Source organism: Corynebacterium sp. HMSC06D04 (assembly GCF_001807315.1).
Classification (GTDB): Bacteria; Actinomycetota; Actinomycetes; order Mycobacteriales; family Mycobacteriaceae; genus Corynebacterium; species Corynebacterium simulans.
In genome coordinates this window covers 26510-52904 of record NZ_KV788564.1, presented here as the reverse complement: position 1 = coordinate 52904, position 26395 = coordinate 26510, and the positions used below count along the sequence as shown (strand labels likewise).

Here is a 26395-nt window from a genome sequence, read left to right as displayed (position 1 = left end):
CTCACCTACCCTTCTTTGCCTTCGTAGTCGGCTACGTTGCCGGCGGTGTCATCAGCGCCGGTGTTTTCGTCCTTGGAATTAGCACCCTTGTCTTCGGGATTCAGCGTGAAAGCATCGTCGACGTCGACAAGCTGGTTACCGGACTCCAGGTCAAGGTGAGCCTTGTCCTGGTACTCCTTGAGCAACTCGATGCGGGCATGTCCGCGTGGACGACGGCCCGGGCGGATATCGCAGGCACCAATCTTGGAGTTCTGAATCCACACGTTCGGCTCAAGCGTGAGACCGAGCAGGTCATTCGCGCCGTCGCCAGCCACGTCCGTGGTTTCAGACTCGCCGTAGTGATACGGCAAACCGATCTGGTGGAAATCCTCGCCGTTAATCGTCAGCTTCTGCACGCGGCCGGTGACCAAGACCTGCGCCTCGATCACGCCACGCGGTGAAACGATGGTTGCCCATTCGCCATTTTCCAGCCCGCGCAGTTCTGCAAGCTCCTTCGAGACCTCACAGAACAGGCCCGGCTGCAGCTCCGCCAGGTAAGGCAGGCGGCGCGACATCGCACCCGAGGTATACATCTCGGTCAGGCGGTAGGTGGAGAACACGAACGGAAAGACCTCGGCTCCTGGCTCGCCCGGTTCTGGGCGCGACAGGTTATCTGGACGCTTAATGGTAAGACGCGTCGGCGATTGCTGCTGCTTGTAGAGCAGGTTGTGCGCTGGGGACTCATGCGGCTCATAGTGCGTTGGCAGCGGGCCATCCGATAGTCCCTTCGGCGCGAAGAGCCAGCCGCGCCGTCCGCCTGCATGATGAATGGATCGTCACCGTCGAGCGCGGCAGGGCCGACGGCGTCGATAGGCGCACGGTAATCCGGCGCCTTGTTGACTGGGAAGTCTGGGACGTCGTCGCCAACCCATGCCTCCTTGGCAGCATCCCACCAGATGTACTTCTTGCGCTCAGACCATGGTTTTCCGTCTGGGCGTGCGGAAGCACGGTTATAGAGGATGCGGCGGTTTGCAGGCCAGACCCAGCCCCACTCGAGGGCGACCTCGTTTTGTTCAGATCCCGGTACCTTCTTGGCGGCATGGTTGATGCCGTCCTTGAACACGCCTGTGTAAATCCAGCAGCCGCCGGAGGTGGAGCCGTCGTTCTTCATCTCCACGAAGGTCGGCAGTAGCTCGCCCTTCTTAGGACCATCGAGGTAGTAACCGTTGATCTCCTTGAGGATCTCCTCGGAGTCTGGCTCACCTTCCTCGTTTTCGGTGTAATCCCAGGTGATCTTCTGAACCGGAAGATCGCGCGGATCGGTGGAGTCGGCCAAGCGCTCCTTGATCTTCTTACCCAGCTGGTAGAAGAACCACAGGTCACTGGTGGCCTCACCCGGCGGGGTGACCGCCTGGAAACGCCACTGCAGCATGCGCTGGGTCTGGGTGAAGGTGCCGGCCTTTTCCACGTGGGTAGCTGCCGGCATGAGGAAGACCTCGGTACCGATTTCCTCGGTCTTCAATTCACCGTTTTTAATCTCCGGCGAGTCCTTCCAGAAGCTGGCGGTCTCAATTTCTTGGAAGTCACGAACGACCAGCCACTTCAGCGCAGCCAGACCACGGCGCTGCATACCGCCGTTGGACTGTGCCACCGCTGGGTTTTGACCGAAGACGATGTAGCCCTCAACCTCATGCTCGAGCATGGCCATCAAGGTCTCATACGTCGAGTGCGCACCAGAAATGCGCGGCATGAGGTTATAACCCCACTCGTTTTCCGCCGTAGCGGCATCGCCCCAATAAGACTTCATGAGCGATACGGCATAGTTTTCGCCGATCTGCCAGAAGCCCTTCTGATCTTCCTTGCGGAAGGTATTGACGTAATCCTTCCAGCTCTGCAGGTTAACGTGGGGCATCGGCAGGTAGCCCGGCAGCGAGTTAAACAGCGTCGGGATATCCGTGGAGCCCTGGATGGAAGCGTGGCCACGCAGCGCCATGATGCCGGAGCCTGGGCGGCCGACGTTGCCCATCAGCAGCTGCAAGATAGCAGCGGTACGGATGAACTGAGCGCCCAGCGTGTGCTGGGTAAAGCCCAAGGCATAGGCAAAGCAGGTGGTGCGATCCGGCTTGGAGTTATCCGCGATGGAATTAGCCAGATAGAAGAAGTCCTCCTGCGAGATACCGCAGGTCTCCTCCACCATCTCCGGGGTGTAACGGGAGTAGTGACGCTTTAAAATCTGGAACACCGAATTCGGGTGCTGCAGAGTCTCGTCCTTCTCCACGTTCCACGAGGAGCCTTCCGGCTTGCGCACGTACTGCCACGAGTCGGTAACGTACTTGCCCGTTTCTGGGTCATAGCCAGAGAAAAGACCATCCAAGTCCTCGGTGTCCTGGTAATCAGGCGAAATGATCGAGGAAGCGTTGGTGTACGAGACCACGTAGTCGTGAAAATAAAGCTCGTTGTCGAGCATGTACTTGATGATGGCGCCAAGCAGCACCACGTCAGTACCACCGCGAATGCCGATGTGGCGGTTCGCGAAAGCCGAAGTACGGGTATAGCGCGGATCCACGTGGATGATGCGCGCGCCGCGCTTCTTGGCCTCAACTACCCACTGGAAGCCCACTGGGTGGCATTCAGCCATGTTAGAACCCTCAATGACAATGCAGTCCGCATTTGCCATATCCTGCAGCGGTTGGGTTGCGCCGCCGCGGCCAAACGAAGTTCCCAAACTGGGAACGGTGGCAGAGTGTCAAATACGAGCCTGATTTTCGACCTGAATCGCGCCGGTGGCGGTAAACAGCTTCTTAATCAGGTAGTTCTCTTCGTTGTCCAAGGTTGCACCGCCCAGACCGGCGATACCCATGGTGCGGTTGAGAGTGCGGCCTTCATCGTCAACGTCTTGCCAATGGGCCTTGCGGGATGCGATATAGCGATCCGCAATCATGTCCATGGCGGTTTCGGTATCCAGGTACTCCCACTCGGTGGAGTAAGGCGCACGGTACTTGATCTTGGTCAGACGCGAAGCAGAGTTAATAAGCTGCTCAGAGGCAGAGCCCTTCGGGCAAAGGCGACCGCGCGAGATCGGAGAATCTGGATCGCCTTCAACCTGAATGACTCTGTTGTCCTTGACATAAACGCGCTGCGCACAGCCCACCGCACAATAAGGACAGACAGACTGCACGACGCGGTCCGCTTCAACGGTCCGTCCGTGGAGCTCTTTGCTCTTCTTCGACTGGGTGCTGAGATCCCTGCCGAAGGCGTCTTTAGAACGCACCTGGCGCACAACGGGCCAGTTGAGAGGACTAAATTTCGACATACAGTCAAAAGTAGTGTGACCCATTGCCTAAATCTAGAAAGGCGTGCCTAACTTAGGGCCTTCAGTTCTGGAACAATCGGCCGCCCTACAGCGTTGACCAAGGTATGGCTAACCCAACGCATTTCGAACTCAAAGTCCCAGGCGGCAAGCTCCTTGTCGTAGACATCGAGGTCACCGACGGAACTATCTCCTCCGCGCAGGTCTCGGGCGATTTCTTCCTTGAGCCGGAAGAGGCCTTCGAGGCTCTCGGCCCTACGCTGGAGGGCTCCAAGGTTTCTGATTCCACGCAAGAGATCACCGCGCGGCTCGATGCCGCACTCGCCAAGATTGAGGCGGAGCACCCTGTGGCCCTCCACGGCTTTTCCACGCACGACTTGGCCGTAGCTGTTAAGCGTGCGCTCTCAGGCGGCACCGACTTCACGGACCACCAATGGGAGATCCTCCAGCCGGGAGTGCTGCCTACCCCAGTGAACGTGGCGCTCGACGAGGTCATCCTCAACGAGGTGGCTGAGGGCAAACGTGGTCCGACGCTGCGTTTCTGGGAGTGGGACGACAAAGCGGTCGTGTTCGGCTCCTACCAGTCCTATGCCAACGAGTTGGACCAAGCAGGCGTCGACAAGCACGGCATCACTCCGGTGCGTCGCATGTCGGGCGGCGGCGCAATGTTCATGGAAGGCGGCAACTGCATTACCTATTCCATCTATGCGCCTGAGTCCCTGGTTGCCGGGTACTCCTACGAGGCTTCCTATGCCTATTTGGACCAGTGGGTGTTGGCCGCGCTAGCTAAGCACGGCGTCAATGCCTGGTACGTTCCCATCAACGACATCACCTCCGACGGCGGAAAGATCGGCGGTGCCGCACAGAAACGCCGCGCGGGCGCCGTTCTTCACCACACCACGATGAGCTACGACATCGATGCAGACAAGATGATGGAAGTCCTGCGCATCGGCAAGGTGAAGGTCTCCTCGAAGGGACTTTCCTCCGCCAAAAAGCGCGTGGACCCGCTGCGCCGCCAGACTGGCGTAAAGCGCGAAGAGATCATCGAAACGATGGCCCGTGAGTTCGCCACTCGCTACGGCGCCAAGGACGCCGTGCTTTCCGACGCGACCCTTGCCGAGGCCGAGCGCCTCGTTTCCGAGAAGTACTCCACCGAGGAGTGGACGAAGCGAATTCCGTAATTCTTTCGCGGCTCTTCTCAGAGTTCAAAAGCAGCCCGGCGAAATCGCAGTTCCCGCTCAGCGGCATTAGCCGTCATGCGGTCACAACCTCAACACGCAGCCCCACTGCGCTGAGCAGTTCTAACACGGTGGAAAAGCTCGCTTTTCCGGTCCCCAGCTCGACATCTCGGACCGTTCTGTCGCTCACTCCCACCAACTCGCCCAATTCTTCCTGAGTCAATTGATACGACTTTCGGTTTTCCCGCAGTGCGGTCCCGAGCTCAGTCAACCAGCCATCGATGCGATTCATGCCGGAAATATCCTTCCCTTTTACGCTTTTCAAACTCTAGAATAGCCTCGAAATCACAAAACAGGAAGCATTTTTCCGATTTATCCATTTCCCCCGACATTCTCTTCATCCCGGCAAGTTTTCGGAAGGATATTTCCCTTTCAAATAACCCACACCGCCACGCGGCCCGAAGGTCGACGGAATGCCCTTGCGTACCCCGGGCGCCCCAACCATGAGTCCGAGGCCACAACAGTTGCACGGGAATTTATAAACGTCGTACAGTGTTGATGTCATTAGTGAACCGATCAGTCCATAATCGATGGACTAGACAGTTCAAATACATACAAAGTTGTCTACAACGCCAAACTCGCACAAGTTCGTAGTAAAAGGAATTTTCGTGTCTCAACCACAAACGCAATCACGGAAACTGCCCAGCTGGGTAACCGGCTTCGGCGCCCAGGTCATTGCGGGCCTCATCATCGGCCTGATCCTGGGATTTATCGCTTCCAAAATGGACGCTGGTCTGCCGGCCGACGATGAGAAGGGCTCCTGGCTCACCCAGACCCTCACCGGCGTGGGCAGCGCTTATGTCCAGCTGCTCAAGGTGATGGTCCCGCCGCTGATCTTCGCGGCCGTTGTTACCTCCGTGGCTAACCTGCGCAAGGTGGCCAACGCCGCATCGCTCGCGATTTCCACCTTGGTGTGGTTCGCAATTACCGCCTTCTTCTCCGTCATCAGCGGCATCGTCGTTGCCCTCGTGCTGCGCCCTGGCGTTGGCACCACTGTCGATGCAGCGAGCGCAGCGGAGCCGTCCCACGTCGGTTCGTGGACGGCCTTCCTGCAGCAGCTCATCCCCTCGAACTTCATTGGTATGAAGGCTTCCTTCGACGAGGGCGAGGTTTCCCTGGGCTTCGGAGCCCTTCAGCTGCTGGTTATCTCCCTGGCGCTGGGCATTGCCGCCGTGAAGGCCGGCAAAGCAGCCGACCCATTCCTGCGCTTTACCGAGTCCTTCCTCAAGGTCATCCAGGTTGTCCTGTGGTGGATCATCCGCTTGGCGCCGGTTGGCACCGCAGCCCTCATCGGTAAGGCAGTGGCCACCTACGGCTGGGACGCACTGGGTTCCCTGGGCAAGTTCGTGCTCGCGATGTACGTAGGCCTGGCAATCGTCATCGGCGTGGTTTACCCGGCAGTTCTTGCCTTCAACAAGATTCCGGTCATGGGCTTTTACAAGCGCGTCTGGCCAGTGTTCTCCTTGGGTTTTGTCACTCGTTCCTCCATGGGCGTGATGCCGGTGACCGAGCGCTACACTGAGCAGGCAATGGGCGTTCCGCGCGAATACGCTTCCTTCGCCATCCCGCTGGGCGCTACCACCAAGATGGACGGCTGCGCTTCGGTCTACCCTGCTATCGCCGCCATCTTCATCGCTCAGTTCTACAACATTGACTTGACGTTGACGCAGTACCTACTCATCATCTTCGTGTCCGTCATCGGCTCTGCTGCTACCGCGGGCACCACGGGCGCAACCGTCATGTTGACCCTGACCCTATCCACCCTGGGCCTGCCTTTGGCCGGCGTTGGTCTGCTGCTGGCAATCGAGCCAATCATCGATATGGGTCGCACCGCCGTGAACGTTACCGGCCAGGCACTGTGCGCCACCATCGTCGCCAAGCGCGCCGACATCCAGAACCAAGAGGTGTGGGACGCAGCCGAGCACGGCGTATCCGGCTTGATGGAGTCCGAAGAGCGCGAATCCGTCAACGCCTAAGAAACTTAAGTATTAACGCAGGAAGGCACCTCACTGAGTGGGGTGCCTTCTTCGTTTTGCTTCGGTTACTCTCGATGCCGGTCGGACTCGGTCGGTGCCAGTCGGCGGTGGGCTGCGTGCTAGTCGACGATCGCCCCAAGAAAGGCCGCCATGGCAGGTGCCAGGTGGATAGCCTGTTCGTTAGTGAGTACCGCGCCTTTGAGGGACCCCACACCAGAGATAGCGTCGAAGTCGAGGCCGCGGAAGTCCACGTCTTTCATCCGCGCTGCATCCACCCGCAGGGTCCGCGCGCGGCAGCCCCGGAAGGCCACGCGTTGGGCCTGCACCTGGGACAAATCGACTTCGTCGAATACGCAGTCTTCAAAGAGGACATCCCGCAATGTTCCACCAGAATGGTTAGTCCAGGCGAACTTGCACCCGCAGAACTTCACCGAAAAGAGGTCCGCTTCGGCGAAGTCTGCAGCGCCAAAGCGGGAATCAGCCACCTCGACGTCGCGAAGCACGGTGCGCGCCATCCTCCATCCCGGCGCATCGAGGCCGGTCAGCTCGCACTCGGTGAAAGTGGACGAGGAAAGGTCGATTCCGTCGAGTGAGGAATCAGCAACCATGCACCCAGTCAGTGACATCCCTTGAAGGTTGCGCTCAAACTCGCCGGAGAACCACTCGTTTTCAAACACTCCCCTCGCGTCCAGTCCCAGGCCTTCCCGCACTTCCAGGTGCAACGAAGATAGTTGGGGCGCTTGGACGATCCGGCGAGTCACTGCTTACTTCCTTGTTGGTCGTGTTTTATTCATTTACGCGTTGCGTTCTATAGGTGCAAGCTTACGCAGCACCAACTCCGGCATCCACGAACGTGCCCCGATTGTGCGGGCAAGCATCCAGACAAGAACGAGAAGGGCTGCAACTGCCGCGAAGACAGCAGCGACGCTGCAGGCTCACAAAGTCGCGGGATCGACTGGAACGCTGATCGATTGTGCAGGAAGATAAGGGCGCAACAAGGCGAGGAGGCCAAAGTGGCGCTTGTTGAGCAGTGGATTGAACAGGCTTCGTGCGCTGATCTGAAGGTCCGGCTCAGCAGTCAGCAACGCTTGGTACACCGGCCACTGCTCCTCATCCGACGCTAAAGAGTGAACCAAATGCACCCAGACGGTTTCGCCAAAGCGATTGACAGCGTTGGGATCGGCGCCCGCAGCGATGAGCTTTTCGATGACTAGGGCGTCCTGCGCGCAGAGCTCTGGGTTGTCCGCCAGCTCCGGCAGCAGCTTGGTTGGCGGTGCCCAACCGAACTCAAGCATCGCCGTGAGAGCCTCAACTCTTTCGGCAGTATCACGGACACGCGATGCATCGAAAAATACGGCTTCCGGGTCATGGCTCGCCCAGTCGATAGTGTCAACGAAAGTCATTACTGTGCCTCCTGGAGTTGAATCACGAGCCAATCGGGAATCCATTCCGCGGTGCGCGGGAAAGTCTCTATGTCGGCCGCCCACTGCTGCGGGCTAGGTTGTACCGACCATGCCGGGCGGTAAGCAAAGTTAGGTCTGAGGACAAAACCGTTAGGTCCTGGCTTACCGTGCAGCGAGAGCCACGCTCCACGGGGATCGTCTTTGCAATAGCGGGCATCCAAGAATTCGGCACGCTTGCCTGCTGGCAGTTCCCCACTGACCTCGTAGATTTCGCCGCATGCACGAAGTACGAACTCTGGCAGGTCGGCGTCGATGGTGCCGTAGTAAGGCTCCTCTTGGCTGTTAACAGGCGTGGCAGGAGCAACGCCGTATTTTTCTTCGGCCCACTGACGCGCGGATTCGAGTTGAGTGCGGGCCTGGAGACGCAGCTCATCCACCTCTTGCGCGGAAAGGCTCTTGCCATCGATGATGATGCCATGTTCGGCAGGAGCGAAGTCGATGAGCTCTCTCATCGTCATCTGCAACTGTGCTCCCCTGAAAGGCGCGATGTCTAGGGTATGCGCCTCCAGATGCGGTAGCTTTTTGCGGCTGCGAATCTTGAGCTGGAGCGGACGCGGCTTTGCTAGCGCCACTCCGACCAACGGGGCAAAATTGAAAGTATCGGGCTTTTTCATGGCAGTCTCCTGTCGCGTATAACTACAAAGCCGTTGACCATGTGCCGCCTAGTGTAAATAACTACTGTGACGTTTGCCTCAGGAGTTTCCGCACTGAAGTTTCACGCTGCGCAAAGCGCTAAGAAATGGCTGTGCTGCACCAGCCGCAGACCGAGGAGCTAAGCAGTGGCAGCCGTAACGTGCACTGTTTCGCCGTATGCGCGCCGACCATGCACGAAGTAGTACAGCACCGTCGCCACGGCCACGGTTGCGGCAAGCACCCAATACATAGCGGAGTAGCCCAGCGCAGAAATCAGCATGCCCAAGACCACGGGGCCAAAGCCGATTCCGATGTCGAGGAGTAAGAAGAGCGTCGAAATACCCGCGCCCATCTCGTGCGGAGCCACGAGGCGCACGGCCACCGCTTGCGCCGCCGGCATGATGGAGCCATAGCCCAAGCCAACCAAAGCACCCGCGATGACGACCTCCCAGTCAGCTACTGCGATAGCAAGCACCACGAGACCAATCATGAACGAAGCGAGTGCACCGTAGAAGATGACGTTATCGCCGTGGCGATCCTGGACACGGCCCAAGACAAAGCGCATCGCGAGGCTGACAATCGCATAGGCAATGAAGAAGAAGCTGGCGCCCGTCGCCAGGTCGGACGCGTCAGCATAAGCGTTGAGGTACGTGATGATGCCTGCATAAGCAACGCCGATGAGAAGCATGAAGAAGCCAAAGGGCGCGACCGCCGGGTGGACGATGTTGGCCAGGCTAAAGGTCACGCTGGGGCGCTCGTGCGTAGGAATCTTGAGTGCCAGTGTCAAAGCCAAGGCACATACCGTGAGGCTGAGCACCACAACGAAGATGGTGTTGTAGCCACTCGCACCGACGATAGCCAGTCCTGCCGCCGGGCCAAAAGCGGTGGCAAGGGTAGTTCCCAAGGCAAAGTAGCCCGTGCCCTCAGCACGGCGATGGTCAGGAATGACGGACTGTGCCACGGCCATGACAGCAGTCGACGCCACCGCATAACCCAGGCCATGAATGATGCGCACGACGATAAGCAGTGCCAACGAGTGCGCAACAAAATACGCGGCACATGCCACGGTCACGAGAACCAACGAGACCAAGAGGGACTTTTTACGTCCTGCCGCATCAACCAGATATCCCGAGAACAGTCGCGCAATGGTCGCACCGACCACGAAGGAGCTGGAGGCAAAGCCGCCTGCTGTGTCTGATGCACCAAACTGTTGCACCGCATACAAAGCCATGATCGTCACCAACAGGTAAAAGACCATGAATTGGGCAAAATTAACCAGCCATGCAAAGACGAATGTTGGGGTGATGAGTTTCTGCTCAGCGGACGTAGGAAACACCTTCTTGACGCATATGGAGTTAAAATCAACCCTAAAACGGTATCAGACCCTTAATCGGCGCATGGCACTAGCTGGGCAGCAGAGCGGCTACCTCGGCGTCGGAAAGCACTGCGTCCTCGAAGTTGCGCAGCGTCTCCTCCGCGTTGAACTCCACACCGATGAGCACGACCTCAGAGCCCGGCGTCACTCCGTTGGAGGCCCACAGTGAGGCCGGCTGAATCTGCAGGTTTGGCCCTGCCTGCTGCCAGGCGTGGGCAACGCGCAGATCCGTGTCGATCCAGCAATACCCCTTGGAGCGAACCAGCCCGGTACTCGCGCGCAGCGCCTTGAGCAGTCGCTCACGATTGAACGGCCTATCGGAGCGAAAGACGACGGAAGAAATCCCGTACTCCTCAGTCTCCGGTGTGTGTGGATTGGCCAGTTCCTCAGCATAGCCGTGATAGGTCGCGGCGGTAGCGGGGTTATAAAGGGCGGCATCGAGGATGAGCTCGGTGGCGATGACGCCGTTGGTCACCGGCACCACCTTGGCGCGGCGGTTCATAGCCTTGACGGTAGCGATGACCCGCTCGGTCTCCTCCGCGTCGACGAGATCGGTCTTGGTAATCAAGATAAGGTCGGCGAACTCAACCTGGTCCACTAAAAGGTCCGCGATGGTCCGGTCATCTTCCGGAGTCGCTTCGATTCCCTGTGAGACAAGGCTGCGGCCGCGACGTAGCTGGTCTAAGAAGGTCGAAGCGTCGACGAGGGAGACCATCGTGTCGATGTTCGCGTAGTCCTGCAGCTTGAAGCCGTCTTCGAATTCCCACTCAAAAGTGGCGGCAACCGGCATCGGCTCGGAGATGCCGGTCGACTCAATGATGATCTGGTCATATTTGCCTGACCTTGCAAGGCGCGCAACCGAGTCGATGAGGTCCTCACGCAGGGTGCAACAGATGCAGCCGTTGGACAGCTCCACGAAACGATCTTCGCCGCGTTCGAGGTGGCCCTCCCCTGCAACGAGCGCCGCGTCGATATTGACCTCGGAGAAGTCGTTGACGATGACGGCTAGCTTGCGGCCTTGTCGGTTAGCCAGCAGGTGATTGAGCACGGTGGTTTTGCCGCTGCCCAGGAATCCAGAAAGAACAGTCACGGGTGTAGTCATTCCGCAAATGATAATCATTTTCATTTACGGAGACAACTACGCTCCAACCGAAAACCCTCCGCATGTAATCAGAACCAAAGCGCCACTGCGGGTCCAGTTCCTCACACAGGGCACAGAACTCGTCGAAGCGCGGATACAGCGCGGAGAAGTCTGCCCGTGTCAAGGTGTTCATCTTGCCCCAGTGTGGGCGGCCGCCGGCGGCCTTCAGAATGGACTCCACCTTTGGCAAGTATTCGTATGGGTTTTTGAAACGCGGGACATGGAACGCGATGTACATCGACTCGCGGCCGTTGGCGGTAGACAGCGCGACGTCGTCAGGTGCCGTGGTGCGTAGCTCCAGCGGGAAAGCAATCTGTCAGCCCTGTGCATCAATTAAACGTCGGATTTCTCGCACCGCTTCAGGTCCATCCGCCAGTGGTCGACTTCGCGGGAGTGCGGATGAGTGAGCGCCGCGGTCCGACTTTGACGCCACGCAGATGGGAAGCCCACCCGCACGCGTCACCATTTGTTCCGCGTTGAAGTCGAAAGCGGCAATGTCAATGACACCAAGAGGGGCAGCCGCCTCGCCGGCCCTGACGAGTGGCGCGATAGTTTCCCGGAGCTGCGGGCTCGGAATTTTTGAAAGCGTTGCCATGAAGTCATGCCGCTCACACCAGCACTATTATTGCGATACATATCACAATCAGTTTCTGGCACTATAGACTCCATGAAAACCTTCACTAGTGCTCATCTCCCGCCGCGCGTCTCTGATTTCCTGGCCACCAACCCGGTAGGCGACGTGCGCGGTTCCGGCGCTCAACACACAGCACTCATGCCGTTTACTGGTGAAGAGCTTTTCTCCTTCCCCACGGCCACGCCTGAGGACGTCGCCGCTGCCGTCACCACCGCACGGGCCGGGGTGGGCCACGGCAATCGCAGGCGCATACTGCTCAAGCTTCACGACCTAATCCGGAAACATGAAGAGCTCATCCTCGACCTCATTCAGGCTGAGAACGGCAAGTCCCGCTCGCACGCCTACGACGAGGTGATGGACCTCTATAGCTGCGCGCGCTTTTATGGCGTGAACATACGCAAGGCCTTTGGTCCGGAGCGTCATCCCGGCGCGTTGCCGGTGCTCACCAAGACGCGCACCCAGCACTACCCACTGGGCGTCGTGGGGCTCATCTCCCCGTGGAACTATCCGCTTTCCTTGGGCGTGGGCGACGTTCTGGCGGCGCTTTCTGCTGGCAACTCTGTGGTTCACAAGCCTGATTCCCAGACCACGCTGACGGCAATCTTGGTCCGCCGGCTGGCGATTGAAGCCGGCCTTCCGGAGGCTGCTTGGCAGCTAGTACCGGGCAACGGCGCGGAGGTGGGCGACGCCTTGGTCCCCCTCGTCGACGGTCTTTCCTTTACCGGTTCCACCAAGGTGGGCAAGTCCATTGCTGCCCAGGCGGCCGGACGTCTCATCCCCACAATGTTGGAGCTCGGCGGTAAGAATCCAATGCTGGTGCTTGACGACGCTCCCCTTGAGCCCACCGCTCGCGGCGCCGTACGCACGGCCTTCTCGTCCTCGGGCCAACTGTGCATGTCCGCCGAACGGGCCTATGTACACGAGAGCATCTTCGAGGAGTTCCTCGCCGAACTCAAGAACGCGCTGGAGGAGCACGTTCTGGGCGCGGCCTTCTCCGATGCCGCAACTATCGGCTCACTCACCTCGCAGCGCCAGCTTGATACAGTCGTCGCCCACGTGGAGGACGCCGTGTCTAAAGGGGCCACCGTACTTTATGGCGGACAAGCCCGCCCAGATCTTGGGCCCTTCTTCTATGAACCTACCGTGCTCACCGGTGTGAACCCAGAGATGGACCTCTATGCCACCGAGACGTTCGGCCCCGTGCTCGCTGTCTATCCGATCAGCTCTGATGCCGAAGCCATCCAGCTCGCCAACGACACCACCTACGGCCTATCGGCATCGGTGTGGTCCGGAAACTCCCGTCGCGCATGGAAGGTCGCTTCCCAGCTGGAAGCCGGCATGGTCAATATCAACGAGGGCTTCGCCGCCGCTTACGGCTCCATCGCGGCCCCTGGCGGCGGCGTCAAGGAGTCCGGACTGAACCACCGACACGGCATTACCGGCATGCGCCTATGGGCCAACGAGCGCACCGTGGCTGAACAGCGACTGCATCCCTTGGCACCGTCGGAGTACATCTCACCGGAGCGCTTCCGTGCCCTCGTTTCCACGGGCATGCAGCTGATGAAGACCTTCCGGCTTTAAAGGAGAAACCATGCACGAGCTATCCCGTGATGAACTCCTAGCGCGCCGGCTCATTGCCCAAGGGCTAGCGCCATCGGCCGCGCGGCCATCGCTCGCCTCGGCGCTGGACGTCGCTGAGCATCTCCTTGCTCTACAGGGACAGACCTACGACGCTGGTGTTCGTGCACTTTCCCTGCGCGCCGGGTGTGACGATGACAAGGTTCTGAAAGAGATAGAAAGCTACTGCGTGGTGCGCTGCTGGCCCCAGCGAGGGACGTTGCACTTCATGCCGGCTGCCGACGTCCGCTGGATGTCCTGTCTCCTCTATCCACGCATCGCCGCAAGCCAGAAGTCTCGGCGCCCCAGTCTAGGGCTCAGCGAAGAGATGTTTGAAGCGTGCTCAGAGGCCCTCCACAGCGCAGCCACCACACCATTAACCCGCGCGCAGGTCTATGAGCTTTTCGCCGAGACGGGCGTGGATCCCACAGAAGGTCGCGGCTCCCACTTACTGCGTGCCTTCGGCGGTGCAGGTGACCTCGTCCAAGGCCCCAAGGACGGCAACCAGGAAACCTTTCTTCACGTTGATGCACTTCCCGTTGCCCAACACGAGCCCGCGCATCCCCTTCACGAACTTGGTCAACGGTATATCTCAGGTCATGGTCCGGTCTCGGTAGAAGACCTCCAAGCGTGGTCAAAGCTCAGCAAGACTCAAGCCACCACAGCTTTGAAGTCGGCAGACACTCGACGCACTCGCCACGATGGCCAAGACTTTTGGATGGCCAATTGGCAGGAAGATGTTTCTGCGGAGGACATCCGTACTGCCCTAGAACTACGACTCGAGCTGCCTGCGTTCGACGAATACTTGCTAGGCTACGCCAACAAGGACTGGATTGTCCCCGATGAGATCCGCGTCAATGTCCTCACCAAGAACGGTCTGAGTTGGCCGTGGGTAATGGAAGGCGGACGCGGCGTGGCCAGCCTGCGCTAGCTGCAAACATTACGGCATGCGCAGAATCCGGCGATGAACCGTTCCTGCAGGCTCGACGTGGATAAAGACCTCAGCACCGGGGAAAAGCTCGTCGATGGCGTCTTCGATGTGGTCGGCAATAGTGTGCGAGTGCAGTACCGTCCACTGGCCGGGGACATCCATCGTGAGATACACCAAGCGGTTGCGGCCCGAAGCAACGGTGCGCCGCGAAGTAAACTCCACGTCATGGTGCTCCTCCAGCTCGTTGAGGAGGGCGTCGAGCTGCGCGTATTCTTTCTTGGGCAAGGACTCCGACAACAGGGAGCTCAACGATTCTTTGAGCAACTTGTAGCCAGTCCACAAAATATTGAGGCCTACGGCAAACGCGATGATCGGATCCAGCCACAGCCAGCCTGTCAACGCCACTGCTCCAATACCGACGATAACGCCGACGGACGTCCAGACGTCGGTAAGCAAGTGCTTTCCATCTGCTTGCAAGGTGGCCGAACGGTGTTGTTTTCCCGCGCGCACAAGTAGAAGGCCCACGCCCAGGTTCAGTAGGGAGGCCACGAGCGATAGTAAAAGTCCGAGCCCAGGCTGCTCCAGCGGCTGCGGCTCTAGAAGTCGGCGAATCGCCGTGTAAATAATCATCGCCGCAGCGACGAAGATCATTGCACCCTCCACCAGCGCGGAAACATATTCGGCTTTGCCGTGGCCGAACTGGTGGTTTGCGTCTGCCGGCTTTGCCGCAATCCTAATAGCCACAAAACCTACAACGGCGGCGACGAGGTTCACACCAGATTCGAGGGCGTCGGAAAGAAAGCCCACCGATCCCGTCACCGCAGCAGCGACAATCTTGAGCGCGATCGTGGCCGCTGCTGTAGCGATGGAGAGCTTCATAAAGCGTTCAAGCAGCAACTGCTCGGTGGGAAGAGACATAGTGTCGACCTTCAAAGAGAGATTTTCTACAGCCCCTTAGAGTACCAAAGCCGGATGCGCACGCACTGTTCACTAAATGTTTACCGCGTGCGGTCGCGAAGTACATAAACCGCTATTAGTTTGTACTTTATGTCCACAAACATAACTCGCCCAGTCCTTCTCTTCGATTTTGACGGAACCGTCAGCCTTGGCCACGGCCCCGTTCTGGCCTATGCGCACCTCATTGCGGAGAAAGCCGGGCACCCATCCATTGCTCAAGACGCCGAAGCGCTGCTGAACTCCCTTAACGTCGGCTCAGCACGCGACGGTTACCACCTCGTCCGCACTCTCGCCGCCGAACTCGACGTGCCGGAAGAGACCTGCCAGGAGGCATATCTGGCTTCCCGGGAGAACCTCGCCGACACCGGTATCACCGCCCCTGAGGGGCTTGCCGAATTCCTTGCCTCCTACCCCGGCCGCGCCATTCTGGCGACTAACTCTCCAGAGATTGGCCTCAGCGCTGCCCTTCACGCACTGGGCCTCGACAGGTCCTTCGACACCGTCTACACCAGGGTGGGCAAACCTGAAGGCCTTACCCACATCCTGGACACCGATCTCGCCGACACGGATCCGACTCGCCTCATCTCCTTCGGCGATATTTGGGAGTTCGACCTCGCACCCGTGGCCGCCGTAGGCGGACACACCGTGCTCGTTGACTCCCCCTTCGCAACCTCCCCTGAGGCTGACCCGACTTGGCGCGTCACCCGCGTCACCGACATCTTTCCCGAACTGACCTCCGCTCTTTAACCCACACGCACAGAAAGACATTCATTATGCGCCGTTTCACCGCTCTTGCCGCCACCGCCCTTACCTTGTCCCTCTCCCTCACCGCCTGCTCTTCCGACTCCGATAACGGTTCCGATTCTGCCAAGGGCTCCGATGAGAAGCTCACCCTCGCGCTCATACCGAACGAGAAGGTCAATGACCTGGTAACCACTGCGAAGCCGCTGACCGATTACCTCTCCGAGGAACTCGGCGTGGAGGTTGAGGGTGTCGTGACCAAGGATTACCAGGCCGCCGTCGAGGCCATCGGCTCGGGCCAGGCGGACATCGCCATCGCCTCCGCGGCACAGCTGGCCTCCGCTGAAGACATGTACGACGCCCACGCTGTGCTGCAGGACGAGCGCTTCGGTGCAGATTCCTACGCCGGCCAGTTCGTCACCAACAACCCGGACAAGTACTGCGAGGATGAGCCAGTCAAGTCCACCTATGCTGCCAGCGGCGCCGAGTACCTCTACTGCAACGGCACCGCCACCGCAGACAAGAACAAGGGCCAGGGGCCGAAGGGCCTCGAGGCGCTCAAGAAGATCGATGGTAAGACCACTGTCGCTTTGCTCGGCGCTACCTCCCCGGCCGGCTACCAGCTGCCGGTCATGGCCATGGAATCCCAGGGTATTGACGTTGACAGCCTCAAGAAGGTCCCGGTGACCTCCAACGATGCTTCCATAATGGCCGTCTACAACGGCGACGCTGAGGTGGGCTTTAGCTTCTGGGACGCCCGCTCCACTATCGACCCTTCCGAGGCCCCTGATTTGGCTGAGAAGCTCGTCGTCTTCGGATACACCGACATGTACCCCAACGGCGGCGTCGTCATTTCGGACGATGTCCCAGAAGAGCGCCGCAAGGAAATCACCGAACTCATGGATGGTTTCTCTGAGGTCGACCCAGACACGATGTCCGCCATCTTCGATATCACCGACTGGGTTCCGGCTAAGAAGGAATCCATTGACATGGCGCGCAAGGTCAACGAGCGCTTCGCGCAGTAGGTTCGCGCTCCTCCACTGCCCATTTCCCACTCAGAAAGGTTCCCCATGACGGAGGAGAAGGCGTGGGGCATTCGGTTCGAGAATGTCTCGGTGCGCTACCCCAACGGAACGCTGGCGCTTGACGACGTCTCCGTGGACATCGCCCCCGGTGAATTCGTCGCCATCGTCGGTCTCTCTGGTTCCGGTAAGTCCACGTTCATCCGCAGCATTAATGGGCTCGTTAAGCCGACGTCGGGAAAAATCTTCGTTGGCCCCCACGAGATATCCGCCGCGAAAGGCTCCCAGCTGCGTAAGCTCCGTGGCCGCATCGGCATGATTTTCCAGGAGTTCAACCTGGCGGATCGCGCGAGTGTGTTCGCCAACGTGCTCGTTGGCCGCTTCTCCCACAACCCTGGTTGGCGCACGTTGCTGGGCATCTCCACGTCGGAGGACAAAGCGGTTATCGCCGAGGCGTTGGAATCCGTGGGCATCCTCGACAAAGCGTGGAACAAGGCCGGCGCCTTGTCTGGTGGCCAAAAGCAGCGCGTGGCCATTGCCCGCGCCCTCTCCCAGAAGCCGGCCATCATGCTAGCCGATGAACCGGTAGCCTCCCTCGACCCACCCACCGCGCATTCCGTTATGAAGGACTTGCGCCGCATCAACGCCGAGCGCGACCTCACCACTCTTGTGAACTTGCACCTCGTCGATTTGGCGCAAGACTATGCCACCCGCATCATCGGCATTCGCCACGGCAAGATCGTCTTCGATGGCCCCGCCCAGGGGTCCACCGTGGAGGATTTCGAGGCCATTTATGGCCGCCGGATCCGCGAGGAGGACCAGCTTGGGGGCCAAGGGAGCGCAGTATGACAGCCGTACTTCCTCCTCGTCAGCGCAACTGGCCCGGCATTCTTGGTGGGCTCGCCGCGTTCATCGCGCTGACCATCGCCACGTGCATCCCCGCCTGGGGCGGAATCGACATCAACCTGGGTCACATCGCACGCAACTGGCGCAACGGTGCCGACAGGCTCGCGCAGATGTTCACCCCGGATTGGTCGATCCTTCCGCGCACGTGGGAGCCTCTGCTCGAGACCCTAGCCATGGCCGTGGTGGGTGCCGCCATTTCCGCAGTGATTGCCCTTCCGCTGTCGTTGTGGGCCGCGCGCCCGACAAATCCGTCGACGCCGTGGCGCACACTCGTGCGCGGTATCGTCAACGTTATCCGCGCGGTGCCCGATCTCGTGTACGCCACCATTCTCGTCGCCATGCTCGGTGTGGGTGCCCTCCCGGGCATTACTACGCTGGTGCTTTTCGACGTCGGCATCGTAGTCAAGCTCGTCTCCGAAGCGATCGACTCCGCTGATGACTCCTACATGGAAGCCGGCCGCGCCGCTGGTGGTGCGCAGAATCAGATCAATCGCGTGACTGCTCTCCCACAAACCTGGCCTGCCTTTGCCAGCCAGGTCATTTACTCTCTCGAACTCAACGTCCGTATCTCCGCGGTATTGGGACTCGTGGGCGCGGGTGGCATTGGCTTGCTCATCGATGAGGTCCGCGGCTTCTACCGCTACGATGCGCTTTCCGCCATCGTGCTAGAGCTGCTCGTCGTCGTCATCGCCCTTGAAGTCGTATCCGTCAACCTGCGAAAGAGGTTGCGATGAACACTGCACTTCCAGCAACTGCACCATCCGCGCTACCTTCACGTTCCCGCAGCTGGGGTGTTTGGGCTGCGTGGGCCGGAATTTTGGTCATCCTTGCGCTGTCATTCGGCTACATCGATGTCAATTTGTCCGCGCTCAAAGAGCTCCCCGCCAACATCTGGCACTACCTCGTACTCATGTTTTCGAACCCGGACTGGTCCAAGCTTGGTGAAGCGCTCCTCCAGACGTGGCGCTCCGTGGCCATGGCGTGGATCGGCGCGCTGCTTGGCGTCGTGCTTTCTACAATCCTCGGCGTCCTCGCCGCGAACACTGTCTTCCCTGGCTGGGTATGCCTGCCGCTGCGCGCGCTCTTCGCCATCATCCGCGCGGTCCCGGAGATCATCATCGCCATCATTATTCTGACAGTCACTGGACTCACTCCTTTTACAGGTGCGCTCGCCTTGGCGATCGGCGGTATCGGTACACATGCCAAGTGGACCTATGAGGCCATCGAAACCGCGCCGACCGGCCCGGCTGAGGCCGTCAAAGCCTCTGGCGGCACCCTCGCAGAAATGGTGCGTTGGGGAACGTGGCCAATCGTCCAGCCTGAATTAGCATCCCTGGCGCTCTATCGCTTTGAGATCAACGTGCGTACGTCCGCCGTCCTCGGCCTCATTGGAGTGGGTGGTATCGGCGACATGCTCACCGGCTATACGCAGTACCGACAGTGGGACGTCGTAGGCGTACTGCTTATAGTCGTCATTGTCATCACCATGTCCATCGACGCCATCTCCGGTGCCATTCGCCGCCGGATCGTGGCAGCCAAATACACCTAAACAAATCCCCAGACCCTATGACTGATACTGCCCCACCTTCCGCACACATCACTACGCGCATGCCTAGCTTACAGCCCATCGAGCAGCGCGTGGCCCAAGCCATCTTGGAGGACATGGACTTTGTCCTCCACGCCACGGCGGATCAGCTCGCGGCTAAGGTCGGCACCTCCCGCACTTCAGTCATCCGCACAGCGAAAGCACTGGGCTACGACGGCTATCAGCACCTGCGTGTGGCTCTCACCCAGGAGATCGCTCAGCGGCCACAGCCGCTTCCCGACGCCGACTCCACCCACGTCGGCCGCATGTCCGCCGAAATTGCCTCCTTCAGCAATTATCTCCATGGGCTCACTGCGCTCCTCGATGAACAAGAGCTTTCGTCCACGGTGGCAGCACTATCGAGCGCCAAGCGCGTCCTCGTCGTGGGTAACGGACTGTCGGCGACTCTCGCGCAGACCACAGCGCTGCGGCTCACCAGCATTGGACGTCCAGCCGAGTTTGTGGGCGAAGCCATGGGCCAGCACATCGCAGCTACACAGCTCGATTCCGAGTGCGTGTGCCTCGTTGTCTCTGGCTCTGGGGCCACCACACTCACGCTCAACGCCGCCACCGCGGCTGAAAAGACGGGAGCGACCATCATCGCGCTAACCTCGTTTACCTCTTCGCCGCTGGCGGAGCTTTCTGCCTACACGCTGGTTATTCCCTCCCCCGACGGCACCTTTCGTGCCGAACTCGCGGATGCCTCACGTGTCGCCTTTCTTCTTATCCTCGAGGCGCTCGTCACGCTCGTGGATTCACACCTCGAGAATGTCGAAGCTCGGCGCACCGTTCTCTCGGTACTGCAATCCGCGATGGAAGGTTAGCTAACCACCAATCTTGAAGTCGCAGACGTCGCCGTCCTGCATGATGTATTCCTTGCCCTCTTGGCGGACCTTGCCGGCATTGCGGGCTTCGGCCATGGAACCGGCGGCATCCAGATCATCGAAGGAGACGATCTCAGCCTTAATGAACTTCTTTTCGAAGTCGGTGTGGATGACGCCTGCTGCGGCAGGAGCCGCCGCGCCCTGCTTGATGGTCCAAGCACGCGCTTCCTTCGGGCCTGCGGTCAGGTAGGTCTGCAGGCCGAGGGTGGCAAAACCTGCTTTAGCCAGAGTTGCCAGGCCAGGCTCGGTCTGGCCGACGGACTCGAGCAGTTCCATTGCCTCTTCCTCGTCGAGCTCAAGCAGCTCGGTCTCAGTCTGTGCATCGAGGAAGACGCACTCTGCCGGGGCGACGAGCTCGGCGAGCTCGGCCTTCTTCGCGTCGTCGGTAAGCACTGCTTCGTCGGAGTTGAACACGTACAGGAACGGCTTCGCCGTCATCAAGTGCAGCTCGCGAACCAGTGCGAGGTCGATCTCGCCATTCTTGGAAGCGGCGAAGAGCGTGCGGTCATCCTCCAGGATTTCCTGTGCCTTCTTGGTGGCCTCGACGGTCTCAGCCAGCTCCTTGTTCTTGCGCGCTTCCTTCTCCAGTCGCGGCAGGGCTTTTTCAATGGTCTGCAGATCCGCCAGGATGAGCTCGGTGTTAATTACGGAAATATCGTGGGCAGGATCGACCTTGCCATCGACGTGGATGACGTTGTCATCGGCAAAGGCGCGCACGACCTGGCAGATAGCATCTGCCTCACGGATGTTGGCAAGGAAGGCGTTACCCATGCCCTCACCTTTGGATGCGCCTTCGACGATTCCGGCGATGTCCACGAAGGACACGGTCGCCGGCAAGATACGCTCGGAGCTAAAGATCTCCGCCAAGCGGTTAAGACGGTGATCTGGTAACTCAACGAGGCCGACGTTCGGCTCGATGGTGGCGAACGGGTAGTTCGCTGCCAGAATGTCAGAACGGGTCAGGGCATTAAACAGCGTGGACTTGCCAACGTTAGGCAGGCCGACGATTCCAAGTGTAAGACTCACAGGGGCAATCCTAACGCACCCAAGGTTTTTTAAGGCAAGATGGTGGGGTGAGTTCTCATTCGCCTTCCTCATCATCCACGCCGCCATCCGGTCACCACTCGGATCCGGACCACGCTGGGCTCGGCGATCGTTTTGACGAGTCTGTTGATGCCGCAGCGCTTGACGACGTCTCCCCTCACCCACCCGGAGACCAAGTCGACCGTTCCGTTGTAGTCGGCGAGGTAATTAAGTCTGCTTCCCTATGGGCACTGCGCCTGTTCGTCATGTGCCTTTTCCTTTATGCACTCTTCCGCATCGCAGGCAACCTCTGGCGCGGCATCCTGCCTATCCTGTTGGCTCTCATCATCTGCACAGTTTTGGCTCCGATCACGCGATGGCTGCGCCGCCACCATGTGCCAAGTTCGCTAGCAGCGGCGTTGACGATCTTGGTTTCCTTCAGCGCACTGGGCGCGCTGTTTCTTTTCATCGCGCCGAATTTCGTGCGGCAATCCCAAACGCTTTATTTGCAAACAGCCAACGGCATTCAGGCACTGCGCCTATGGGTCCAGCAGCCGCCGCTGAATCTCAATGAGGATCAGATCGGCACCTACATCGATGAGATCGCCGCCTGGGCACAAAAGCAGGCCGGCACCATTGCGGGATCCGTGTTCAACGGTATTGGGCAGGCAACCAACATCATCGTGACCTTGATGGTGGTTTTGGTCTTGACCTTCTTCTTCCTGAAAGACGGTCACCGCTTCCTGCCATGGCTGCGTGAAGCCACGGGCCGGCGCACCGGTTGGCATTTGACGGAACTGCTCACCCGAGGCTGGAACACACTGGGCGGTTTCGTGCGTGCCCAGGCGCTCGTATCGCTAGTCGACGCCATCTTCATCGGCATTGGCTTGGCCATCATCGGGGTCCCGCTGGCACTAACGCTGGCCATCATCACCTTCGTTGCGGGCTTTATTCCTTTCGTTGGCGCTATCGTCGCGGGCGCGCTTTCGGTGACCATCGCCTTAGTCTCCTTGGGAATCACCAAAGCACTGTTGGTCTTGGCGCTCGTGCTCTTGGTCCAGCAGCTTGAGGGCAACGTGCTCTCCCCCTGGTTGCAATCCAAGGCGATGAACCTGCACCCCGTCGTTGTACTGACTTCCGTTACTGTGGGCTCTGCTCTCTTTAACCTCGTAGGTGCGTTCTTGGCTGTGCCAGCGGCCGCAGTGTTCGCTGTGGCGTATCGCTACTTCCAGGACATGATGATGCTGCAGTCTGGCGAGAAAACCGCAGAGGATATGCATTTTGCCACGGTGGCAGGCTTCCTCATTGGCCGCTATACCCAAGAGCAGGGCGATCATAAGCGGGAGGCCTGGTTGGAGATGCCGGACCACGCCGCCCCGGAGGCCGCTCCTACCGATGTTGCTAATCACGGCAATAGTCCGCACCTCGACGCTGCGGTCGATATGGATGCCAGCCCTACTGGTGCGGGCGAGGGAGAAGCGCCTGCTTCCCGCGGCACGCAGATGCGCGTTGTTCGAGGTGGCGTACAAAAAGCTATGTCGCGCGTCGAACATCTGTTGCATCCACGACGCGAAGATTAGGCCAAGACAAACAGCAATGTCCGGAGCACGTGCTTAGGTGGTGGCTATGTCTACCACCTTGCCCGTGCTTTTGTTATTTCTAGGTCTTTTCATCGGCGCCATTTTGGGCTGGCTGCTGCGCGAATACCGCAGCAATTCCGCGCGCCCCAGCGATGAGCATCGCGCGCTACAGGAATCGCAACGCCGGCAAGCGGAGCTTGCGCCTTTAGAGAAAGCTATGGACCGCTTGGGATTCAAACTGCAGGAATTAGAGGAAGACCGCGCCACTGCCCTAGCAGCATTATCGAGCCAAGTCCAGGCTGTTACCCGGACTTCATCCAGGCTGACAGATCGCACTGACAAGCTCGTGGGCGCTCTGTGTTCCCCCAACGTCCGCGGCCGCTGGGGCGAGATGCAACTAGAACGCGTCGTGGAAATCGGCGGCATGACCAAACACGTGGATTTCGATTCCCAGGTAACAGCAACACTCAACGGAAAATCCGTACGCCCCGACCTCGTAGTGCATCTAGCAGGTGGGCGCAACATCGCTGTCGATGCCAAGGTGCCGTTTTCTTCTTATTTGGACGCAATGGACACCGAAGATCCAGAGGAGCACGCAGGTTACCTCCGCCGGCACGCACACCTGTTACGCAACCATGTTCAAGCGCTCTCCCATCGCGATTACATTGAGGCCTTCTCTCCCACTCCTGAGTTCGTAGTGCTCTTCGTCCCGGCGGATCCGTTCCTAGACGCCGCATTGAGCATCGATCCTGAGCTGCTCGAGTTCGCCTTCGGGCGCAACATCGTCATCGCCACGCCAAGCACACTTTTTGCGCTCCTGCGCACTGTGGCGCTGGGATGGCGGCACGAAGACATTTCAGAGAAGGCACGCGAGGTGCAACGTCTTGGCCGCGAGCTCTATGCGCGGCTAGGCACTCTCAACGAGCACTATGAGAAAGTCGGCCGCAGCCTTGAAAAAGCAGTCGAAGCATTCAACTCCAGTCTCGGCTCCTTGGATTTACGAGTGGGGGTTACTGCACGCAGGCTCTACGAGCTGGAGATCCCAGCACGCACCGATAAAAAACCGGTCTCCCCGCACCCCATCGAGGCAGAACCGCGGCACCTACGCTTTGGGGAATAGCTGCATTTACCTCCTTCACGGAAATAAATTTCGCCACATTCGGGCGAAGATAAAACGATAACCCCAGCCAACGCTGTAGAATCTTCCGGCGTGTCACTTGCCAAGAATCGAAACCACCGAGCCGCGCGTGAAACCTCCGCCGCTGCGCATGAGCTGCCGCTAGCCAAGGGTCTCCTTGGCCTAGTAGCCACGTTCGTCGTAGCCGCACTGATCACGATTGCCGTGGGTTCGATTGGTTGGCCATTCTTCATCATCTCCGCGGCCGGTGCGCTGGCAGTCACCTACTTCGCCCGCCTGCGCAGCTTGTACCTCCTGGTTGTCAGCATTCCAGTTGTGTTTACGGTCGCTATTGTGTTGACCTCCTGGGCGCTGACTATTCAAGCCGCGCCAAAAGGCGCATCGCCGTTTTCGACCACGTCCCTGCTATCCGCAGCGTTCCCTTTCATCGAGCGTTTCCCCTGGTTGCTCATCATATTTTTATTGTGCGCTACCCTTGCCGTGGTCCGTCTATGGCGACACAAGAACGTGGCTCGAACCCGCGACGCCAAGGCACAGGTTGCCCGTCGCGCGGAGCAAGAAACCAATGAGCGCACTACCAACGAGCGTCTTTCCGTTGCCGAGCTTATAGCTCGTGACCGCCGTGATACAGAAGGCTCGGGTGAAGCACTTCCCCAGAGTTCGCAGCGCCGCCGTACCCGTGCCCGCGAGTTGGACCGTGAAGTTCGTCGCCGCCGCCAGGCAGAAGAACGCGAGCAGCAAGCCCGAGAGCGCGTGGAAAAGAGCCGCTCAAGCAGTGAGGAGCTCAAGCGCGCACACGAAGAGCGCGTGGCTCAAGCACGCTCCTACCGCGAGGCACGTGAGGCCCGCGAGCGGGGTACCACAGCTAGCTCCGCGGAGTACGACGATTCCGACTTCGCACCGCGCCGCCCCGACCCCGCACGCCGTGCTGGCGATGCAGGTGAATCCCGCGAAGCCGAAACCACCAAGCCTTATGCGTCCAAGGCAAAGCCAAAGTCCTCGTTCTTGGAAGACAATCTCTACGACGAAGACTAATTCACCGCGCAAACCAGCTCGAATATTAGCTATCAATAAAACACCCAGGGCAGCCATTTACTGCTCTGAGTGCTTTTCTTTTGCTGTGGCTTAGGAGGGCACCCTTAAGCCTTTGGGGCCTGCGACGTGCGCGCCGGACGCAGCTCTCGTGGCAGGGAGAACTGGATAGTCTCGGTGGAAGTGGTAACTTGCTCAACGTTGCTGTAACCACGCTCGTCGAGGAATTCGAGCACCTCGCGCACGAGCAGCTCAGGTACAGAAGCGCCACAGGTAACGCCGACGGTCTCGACGCCTTCGAGCCACGCCTCATCGATCTCACGGGCGAAGTCGACGAGGTGGGAAGCCTTGGCCCCTGCCTCTAGCGCCACCTCAACTAGGCGCACGGAGTTCGAGGAATTCTTCGAGCCCACCACAATCATCAAATCGCATTTCGGAGCAATATTCTTCACCGACTCCTGGCGGTTCTGGGTGGCGTAGCAGATGTCGTCTGAAGGCGGATTCTCGAGGTGCGGGAAGCGCTCGCGCAGCTTATTCACAATAGTGATGGTCTCATCCACCGAGAGGGTGGTCTGGGATAGCCAGATGAGCTTTTCATCTTGCAGGGACTCAGGCAGCTTGTCGACGCCCTCGATGCCATCCACCAAGTGCGTGACCTCAGGAGCCTCGCCGGCGGTGCCTTCGACCTCTTCGTGACCTTCGTGGCCCACCAACAAGATGTGGTAGCTATCTCGCTGGAAACGGCGCGCCTCGTTATGCACCTTGGTCACCAGCGGGCAAGTTGCATCAAGGGTCAGCTGCTTGCGGCCTTCAGCCTCCTCACGCACCGCCGGGGCGATACCGTGTGCGGAAAAGACGAGGTGCGCGCCCTCGGGCGCTTCGGATGCTTCCTCGACGAAGATGACGCCGCGCTCAGCTAGCGATTCCACGACGTAGCGGTTGTGGACAATCTGCTTGCGCACGTAAATCGGTGCGCCGTACTTCTCAAGTGCCTTCTCCACGGTCTCAACTGCGCGATCGACACCGGCACAATAACCGCGCGGTGCTGCCAGGAGAACATTCTTGCCAGTCTCAGTCATGCGTTCCAGCGTATCTAAAACTGCTTTGAAACAGTAGATTGGGTCGCTTTGCAAAGGCAATGCATGGCCTATTTCTGACGTGGACAGCAATGTGACTTCGCTCGAACTTTCCCTGGCCCGCTGACCTTTAAATTTGCCCAAGCTGACTGCC

23 protein-coding genes and 1 pseudogene are annotated in these 26395 nt (G+C 59.3%); 13 read left to right on the top strand and 11 right to left on the bottom strand.

Going from position 1 to position 26395, the window contains the following annotated elements; genetic code table 11:
* Positions 1-5: 5 nt before the first annotated feature.
* Positions 6-3292 (bottom strand): annotated as a pseudogene (gene fdnG, locus HMPREF3155_RS12140) (formate dehydrogenase-N subunit alpha).
* A gap of 104 nt (positions 3293-3396) precedes the next feature.
* On the opposite strand from fdnG, the gene HMPREF3155_RS12130 reads away from it, so the two are divergent.
* The gene (locus HMPREF3155_RS12130) at positions 3397-4470 is read left to right on the top strand and encodes a lipoate-protein ligase small subunit (protein ID WP_061921685.1); all 1074 of its coding nucleotides are present in this window, start codon (positions 3397-3399) and stop codon (positions 4468-4470) included.
* 73 nt (positions 4471-4543) lie between these two features.
* Here HMPREF3155_RS12130 and HMPREF3155_RS12125 read toward each other — a convergent pair whose 3' ends face one another.
* Entirely contained in the window at positions 4544-4759 is a 216-nt protein-coding gene (locus HMPREF3155_RS12125; protein ID WP_070433443.1) for a helix-turn-helix domain-containing protein, read from the bottom strand.
* Between the two features lie 376 nt (positions 4760-5135).
* Here HMPREF3155_RS12125 and HMPREF3155_RS12120 point away from each other — a divergent pair, with 376 nt between their 5' ends.
* On the top strand, positions 5136-6503 hold the full coding sequence (locus HMPREF3155_RS12120) for a dicarboxylate/amino acid:cation symporter (RefSeq protein WP_070433442.1): 1368 nt from the start codon (positions 5136-5138) through the stop codon (positions 6501-6503).
* A gap of 119 nt (positions 6504-6622) precedes the next feature.
* On the opposite strand, the gene HMPREF3155_RS12115 is transcribed toward HMPREF3155_RS12120, so the two are convergent.
* The 6 genes from HMPREF3155_RS12115 to HMPREF3155_RS12735 form a co-directional block, all read right to left on the bottom strand.
* A complete protein-coding gene (locus tag HMPREF3155_RS12115) occupies positions 6623-7264 on the bottom strand; it encodes a pentapeptide repeat-containing protein (protein ID WP_062035495.1) in 642 nt (213 codons plus the stop codon).
* A gap of 174 nt (positions 7265-7438) precedes the next feature.
* Positions 7439-7906, bottom strand: coding sequence for a hypothetical protein (locus HMPREF3155_RS12110; protein WP_062035496.1), 468 nt, complete (start codon positions 7904-7906; stop codon positions 7439-7441).
* Positions 7906-8580, bottom strand: coding sequence for a hypothetical protein (locus HMPREF3155_RS12105; RefSeq protein ID WP_070433441.1), 675 nt, complete (start codon positions 8578-8580; stop codon positions 7906-7908). The genes HMPREF3155_RS12110 and HMPREF3155_RS12105 overlap by 1 nt, the downstream gene beginning before the upstream one ends.
* Before the next feature lie 158 nt (positions 8581-8738).
* Positions 8739-9935 carry an MFS transporter gene (locus HMPREF3155_RS12100; RefSeq protein WP_083281318.1) on the bottom strand — a complete coding sequence of 399 codons (1197 nt, stop codon included), beginning with the start codon at positions 9933-9935 and terminating at the stop codon, positions 8739-8741.
* A gap of 67 nt (positions 9936-10002) precedes the next feature.
* On the bottom strand, positions 10003-11076 hold the full coding sequence (locus HMPREF3155_RS12095; RefSeq protein WP_070433439.1) for a GTP-binding protein: 1074 nt from the start codon (positions 11074-11076) through the stop codon (positions 10003-10005).
* Entirely contained in the window at positions 11000-11416 is a 417-nt protein-coding gene (locus HMPREF3155_RS12735) for a D-arabinono-1,4-lactone oxidase (protein WP_256374635.1), read from the bottom strand. The genes HMPREF3155_RS12095 and HMPREF3155_RS12735 overlap by 77 nt, the downstream gene beginning before the upstream one ends.
* Positions 11417-11782: 366 nt before the next feature.
* Between HMPREF3155_RS12735 and HMPREF3155_RS12085 the strand changes: the two genes are divergently transcribed.
* Entirely contained in the window at positions 11783-13330 is a 1548-nt protein-coding gene (locus HMPREF3155_RS12085) for a succinic semialdehyde dehydrogenase (RefSeq protein ID WP_070433437.1), read from the top strand.
* A 10-nt stretch (positions 13331-13340) separates the two neighbouring features.
* On the top strand, positions 13341-14297 hold the full coding sequence (locus tag HMPREF3155_RS12080) for a DNA glycosylase AlkZ-like family protein (protein WP_070433436.1): 957 nt from the start codon (positions 13341-13343) through the stop codon (positions 14295-14297).
* Between the two features lie 9 nt (positions 14298-14306).
* Here the strand turns inward: HMPREF3155_RS12080 and HMPREF3155_RS12075 are convergent, their stop codons facing one another.
* Positions 14307-15215, bottom strand: a complete 909-nt coding sequence (locus HMPREF3155_RS12075) for a cation diffusion facilitator family transporter (RefSeq protein ID WP_070433435.1) — start codon at positions 15213-15215, stop codon at positions 14307-14309.
* A 129-nt stretch (positions 15216-15344) separates the two neighbouring features.
* Here HMPREF3155_RS12075 and HMPREF3155_RS12070 point away from each other — a divergent pair, with 129 nt between their 5' ends.
* From HMPREF3155_RS12070 to HMPREF3155_RS12045, 6 genes are read left to right on the top strand one after another with little or no spacing between them, the layout of a single operon-like run.
* On the top strand, positions 15345-16001 hold the full coding sequence (locus HMPREF3155_RS12070; RefSeq protein ID WP_070433434.1) for an HAD family hydrolase: 657 nt from the start codon (positions 15345-15347) through the stop codon (positions 15999-16001).
* A gap of 26 nt (positions 16002-16027) precedes the next feature.
* Positions 16028-17020, top strand: coding sequence for a phosphate/phosphite/phosphonate ABC transporter substrate-binding protein (locus tag HMPREF3155_RS12065; RefSeq protein WP_070433433.1), 993 nt, complete (start codon positions 16028-16030; stop codon positions 17018-17020).
* Between the two features lie 45 nt (positions 17021-17065).
* On the top strand, positions 17066-17866 hold the full coding sequence (phnC, locus tag HMPREF3155_RS12060) for a phosphonate ABC transporter ATP-binding protein (RefSeq protein ID WP_070433432.1): 801 nt from the start codon (positions 17066-17068) through the stop codon (positions 17864-17866).
* A complete protein-coding gene (phnE, locus tag HMPREF3155_RS12055; protein ID WP_070433431.1) occupies positions 17863-18657 on the top strand; it encodes a phosphonate ABC transporter, permease protein PhnE in 795 nt (264 codons plus the stop codon). The genes phnC and phnE (HMPREF3155_RS12055) overlap by 4 nt, the downstream gene beginning before the upstream one ends.
* Positions 18654-19472, top strand: coding sequence for a phosphonate ABC transporter, permease protein PhnE (gene phnE / locus HMPREF3155_RS12050; protein ID WP_070433430.1), 819 nt, complete (start codon positions 18654-18656; stop codon positions 19470-19472). The genes phnE (HMPREF3155_RS12055) and phnE (HMPREF3155_RS12050) overlap by 4 nt, the downstream gene beginning before the upstream one ends.
* A gap of 17 nt (positions 19473-19489) precedes the next feature.
* A complete protein-coding gene (locus HMPREF3155_RS12045) occupies positions 19490-20332 on the top strand; it encodes a MurR/RpiR family transcriptional regulator (protein WP_070433429.1) in 843 nt (280 codons plus the stop codon).
* Here the strand turns inward: HMPREF3155_RS12045 and ychF are convergent, their stop codons facing one another.
* Complete coding sequence (ychF, locus tag HMPREF3155_RS12040; RefSeq protein WP_070433428.1) at positions 20333-21418, bottom strand: redox-regulated ATPase YchF; 1086 nt, start codon at positions 21416-21418, stop codon at positions 20333-20335. It abuts the gene before it with no gap.
* Between the two features lie 47 nt (positions 21419-21465).
* Here ychF and HMPREF3155_RS12035 point away from each other — a divergent pair, with 47 nt between their 5' ends.
* The 3 genes from HMPREF3155_RS12035 (at position 21466) to HMPREF3155_RS12025 (ending at position 25168) form a co-directional block, all read left to right on the top strand.
* Positions 21466-22995 (top strand): AI-2E family transporter, encoded by a 1530-nt coding sequence (locus tag HMPREF3155_RS12035; protein ID WP_070433427.1) that lies wholly within the window; start codon positions 21466-21468, stop codon positions 22993-22995.
* 46 nt (positions 22996-23041) lie between these two features.
* Entirely contained in the window at positions 23042-24115 is a 1074-nt protein-coding gene (locus tag HMPREF3155_RS12030) for a DNA recombination protein RmuC (protein WP_070433426.1), read from the top strand.
* 90 nt (positions 24116-24205) lie between these two features.
* A complete protein-coding gene (locus HMPREF3155_RS12025) occupies positions 24206-25168 on the top strand; it encodes a DUF6542 domain-containing protein (protein WP_070433425.1) in 963 nt (320 codons plus the stop codon).
* Between the two features lie 104 nt (positions 25169-25272).
* On the opposite strand, the gene HMPREF3155_RS12020 is transcribed toward HMPREF3155_RS12025, so the two are convergent.
* Entirely contained in the window at positions 25273-26244 is a 972-nt protein-coding gene (locus tag HMPREF3155_RS12020; RefSeq protein WP_070433424.1) for a 4-hydroxy-3-methylbut-2-enyl diphosphate reductase, read from the bottom strand.
* Positions 26245-26395: the final 151 nt, after the last annotated feature.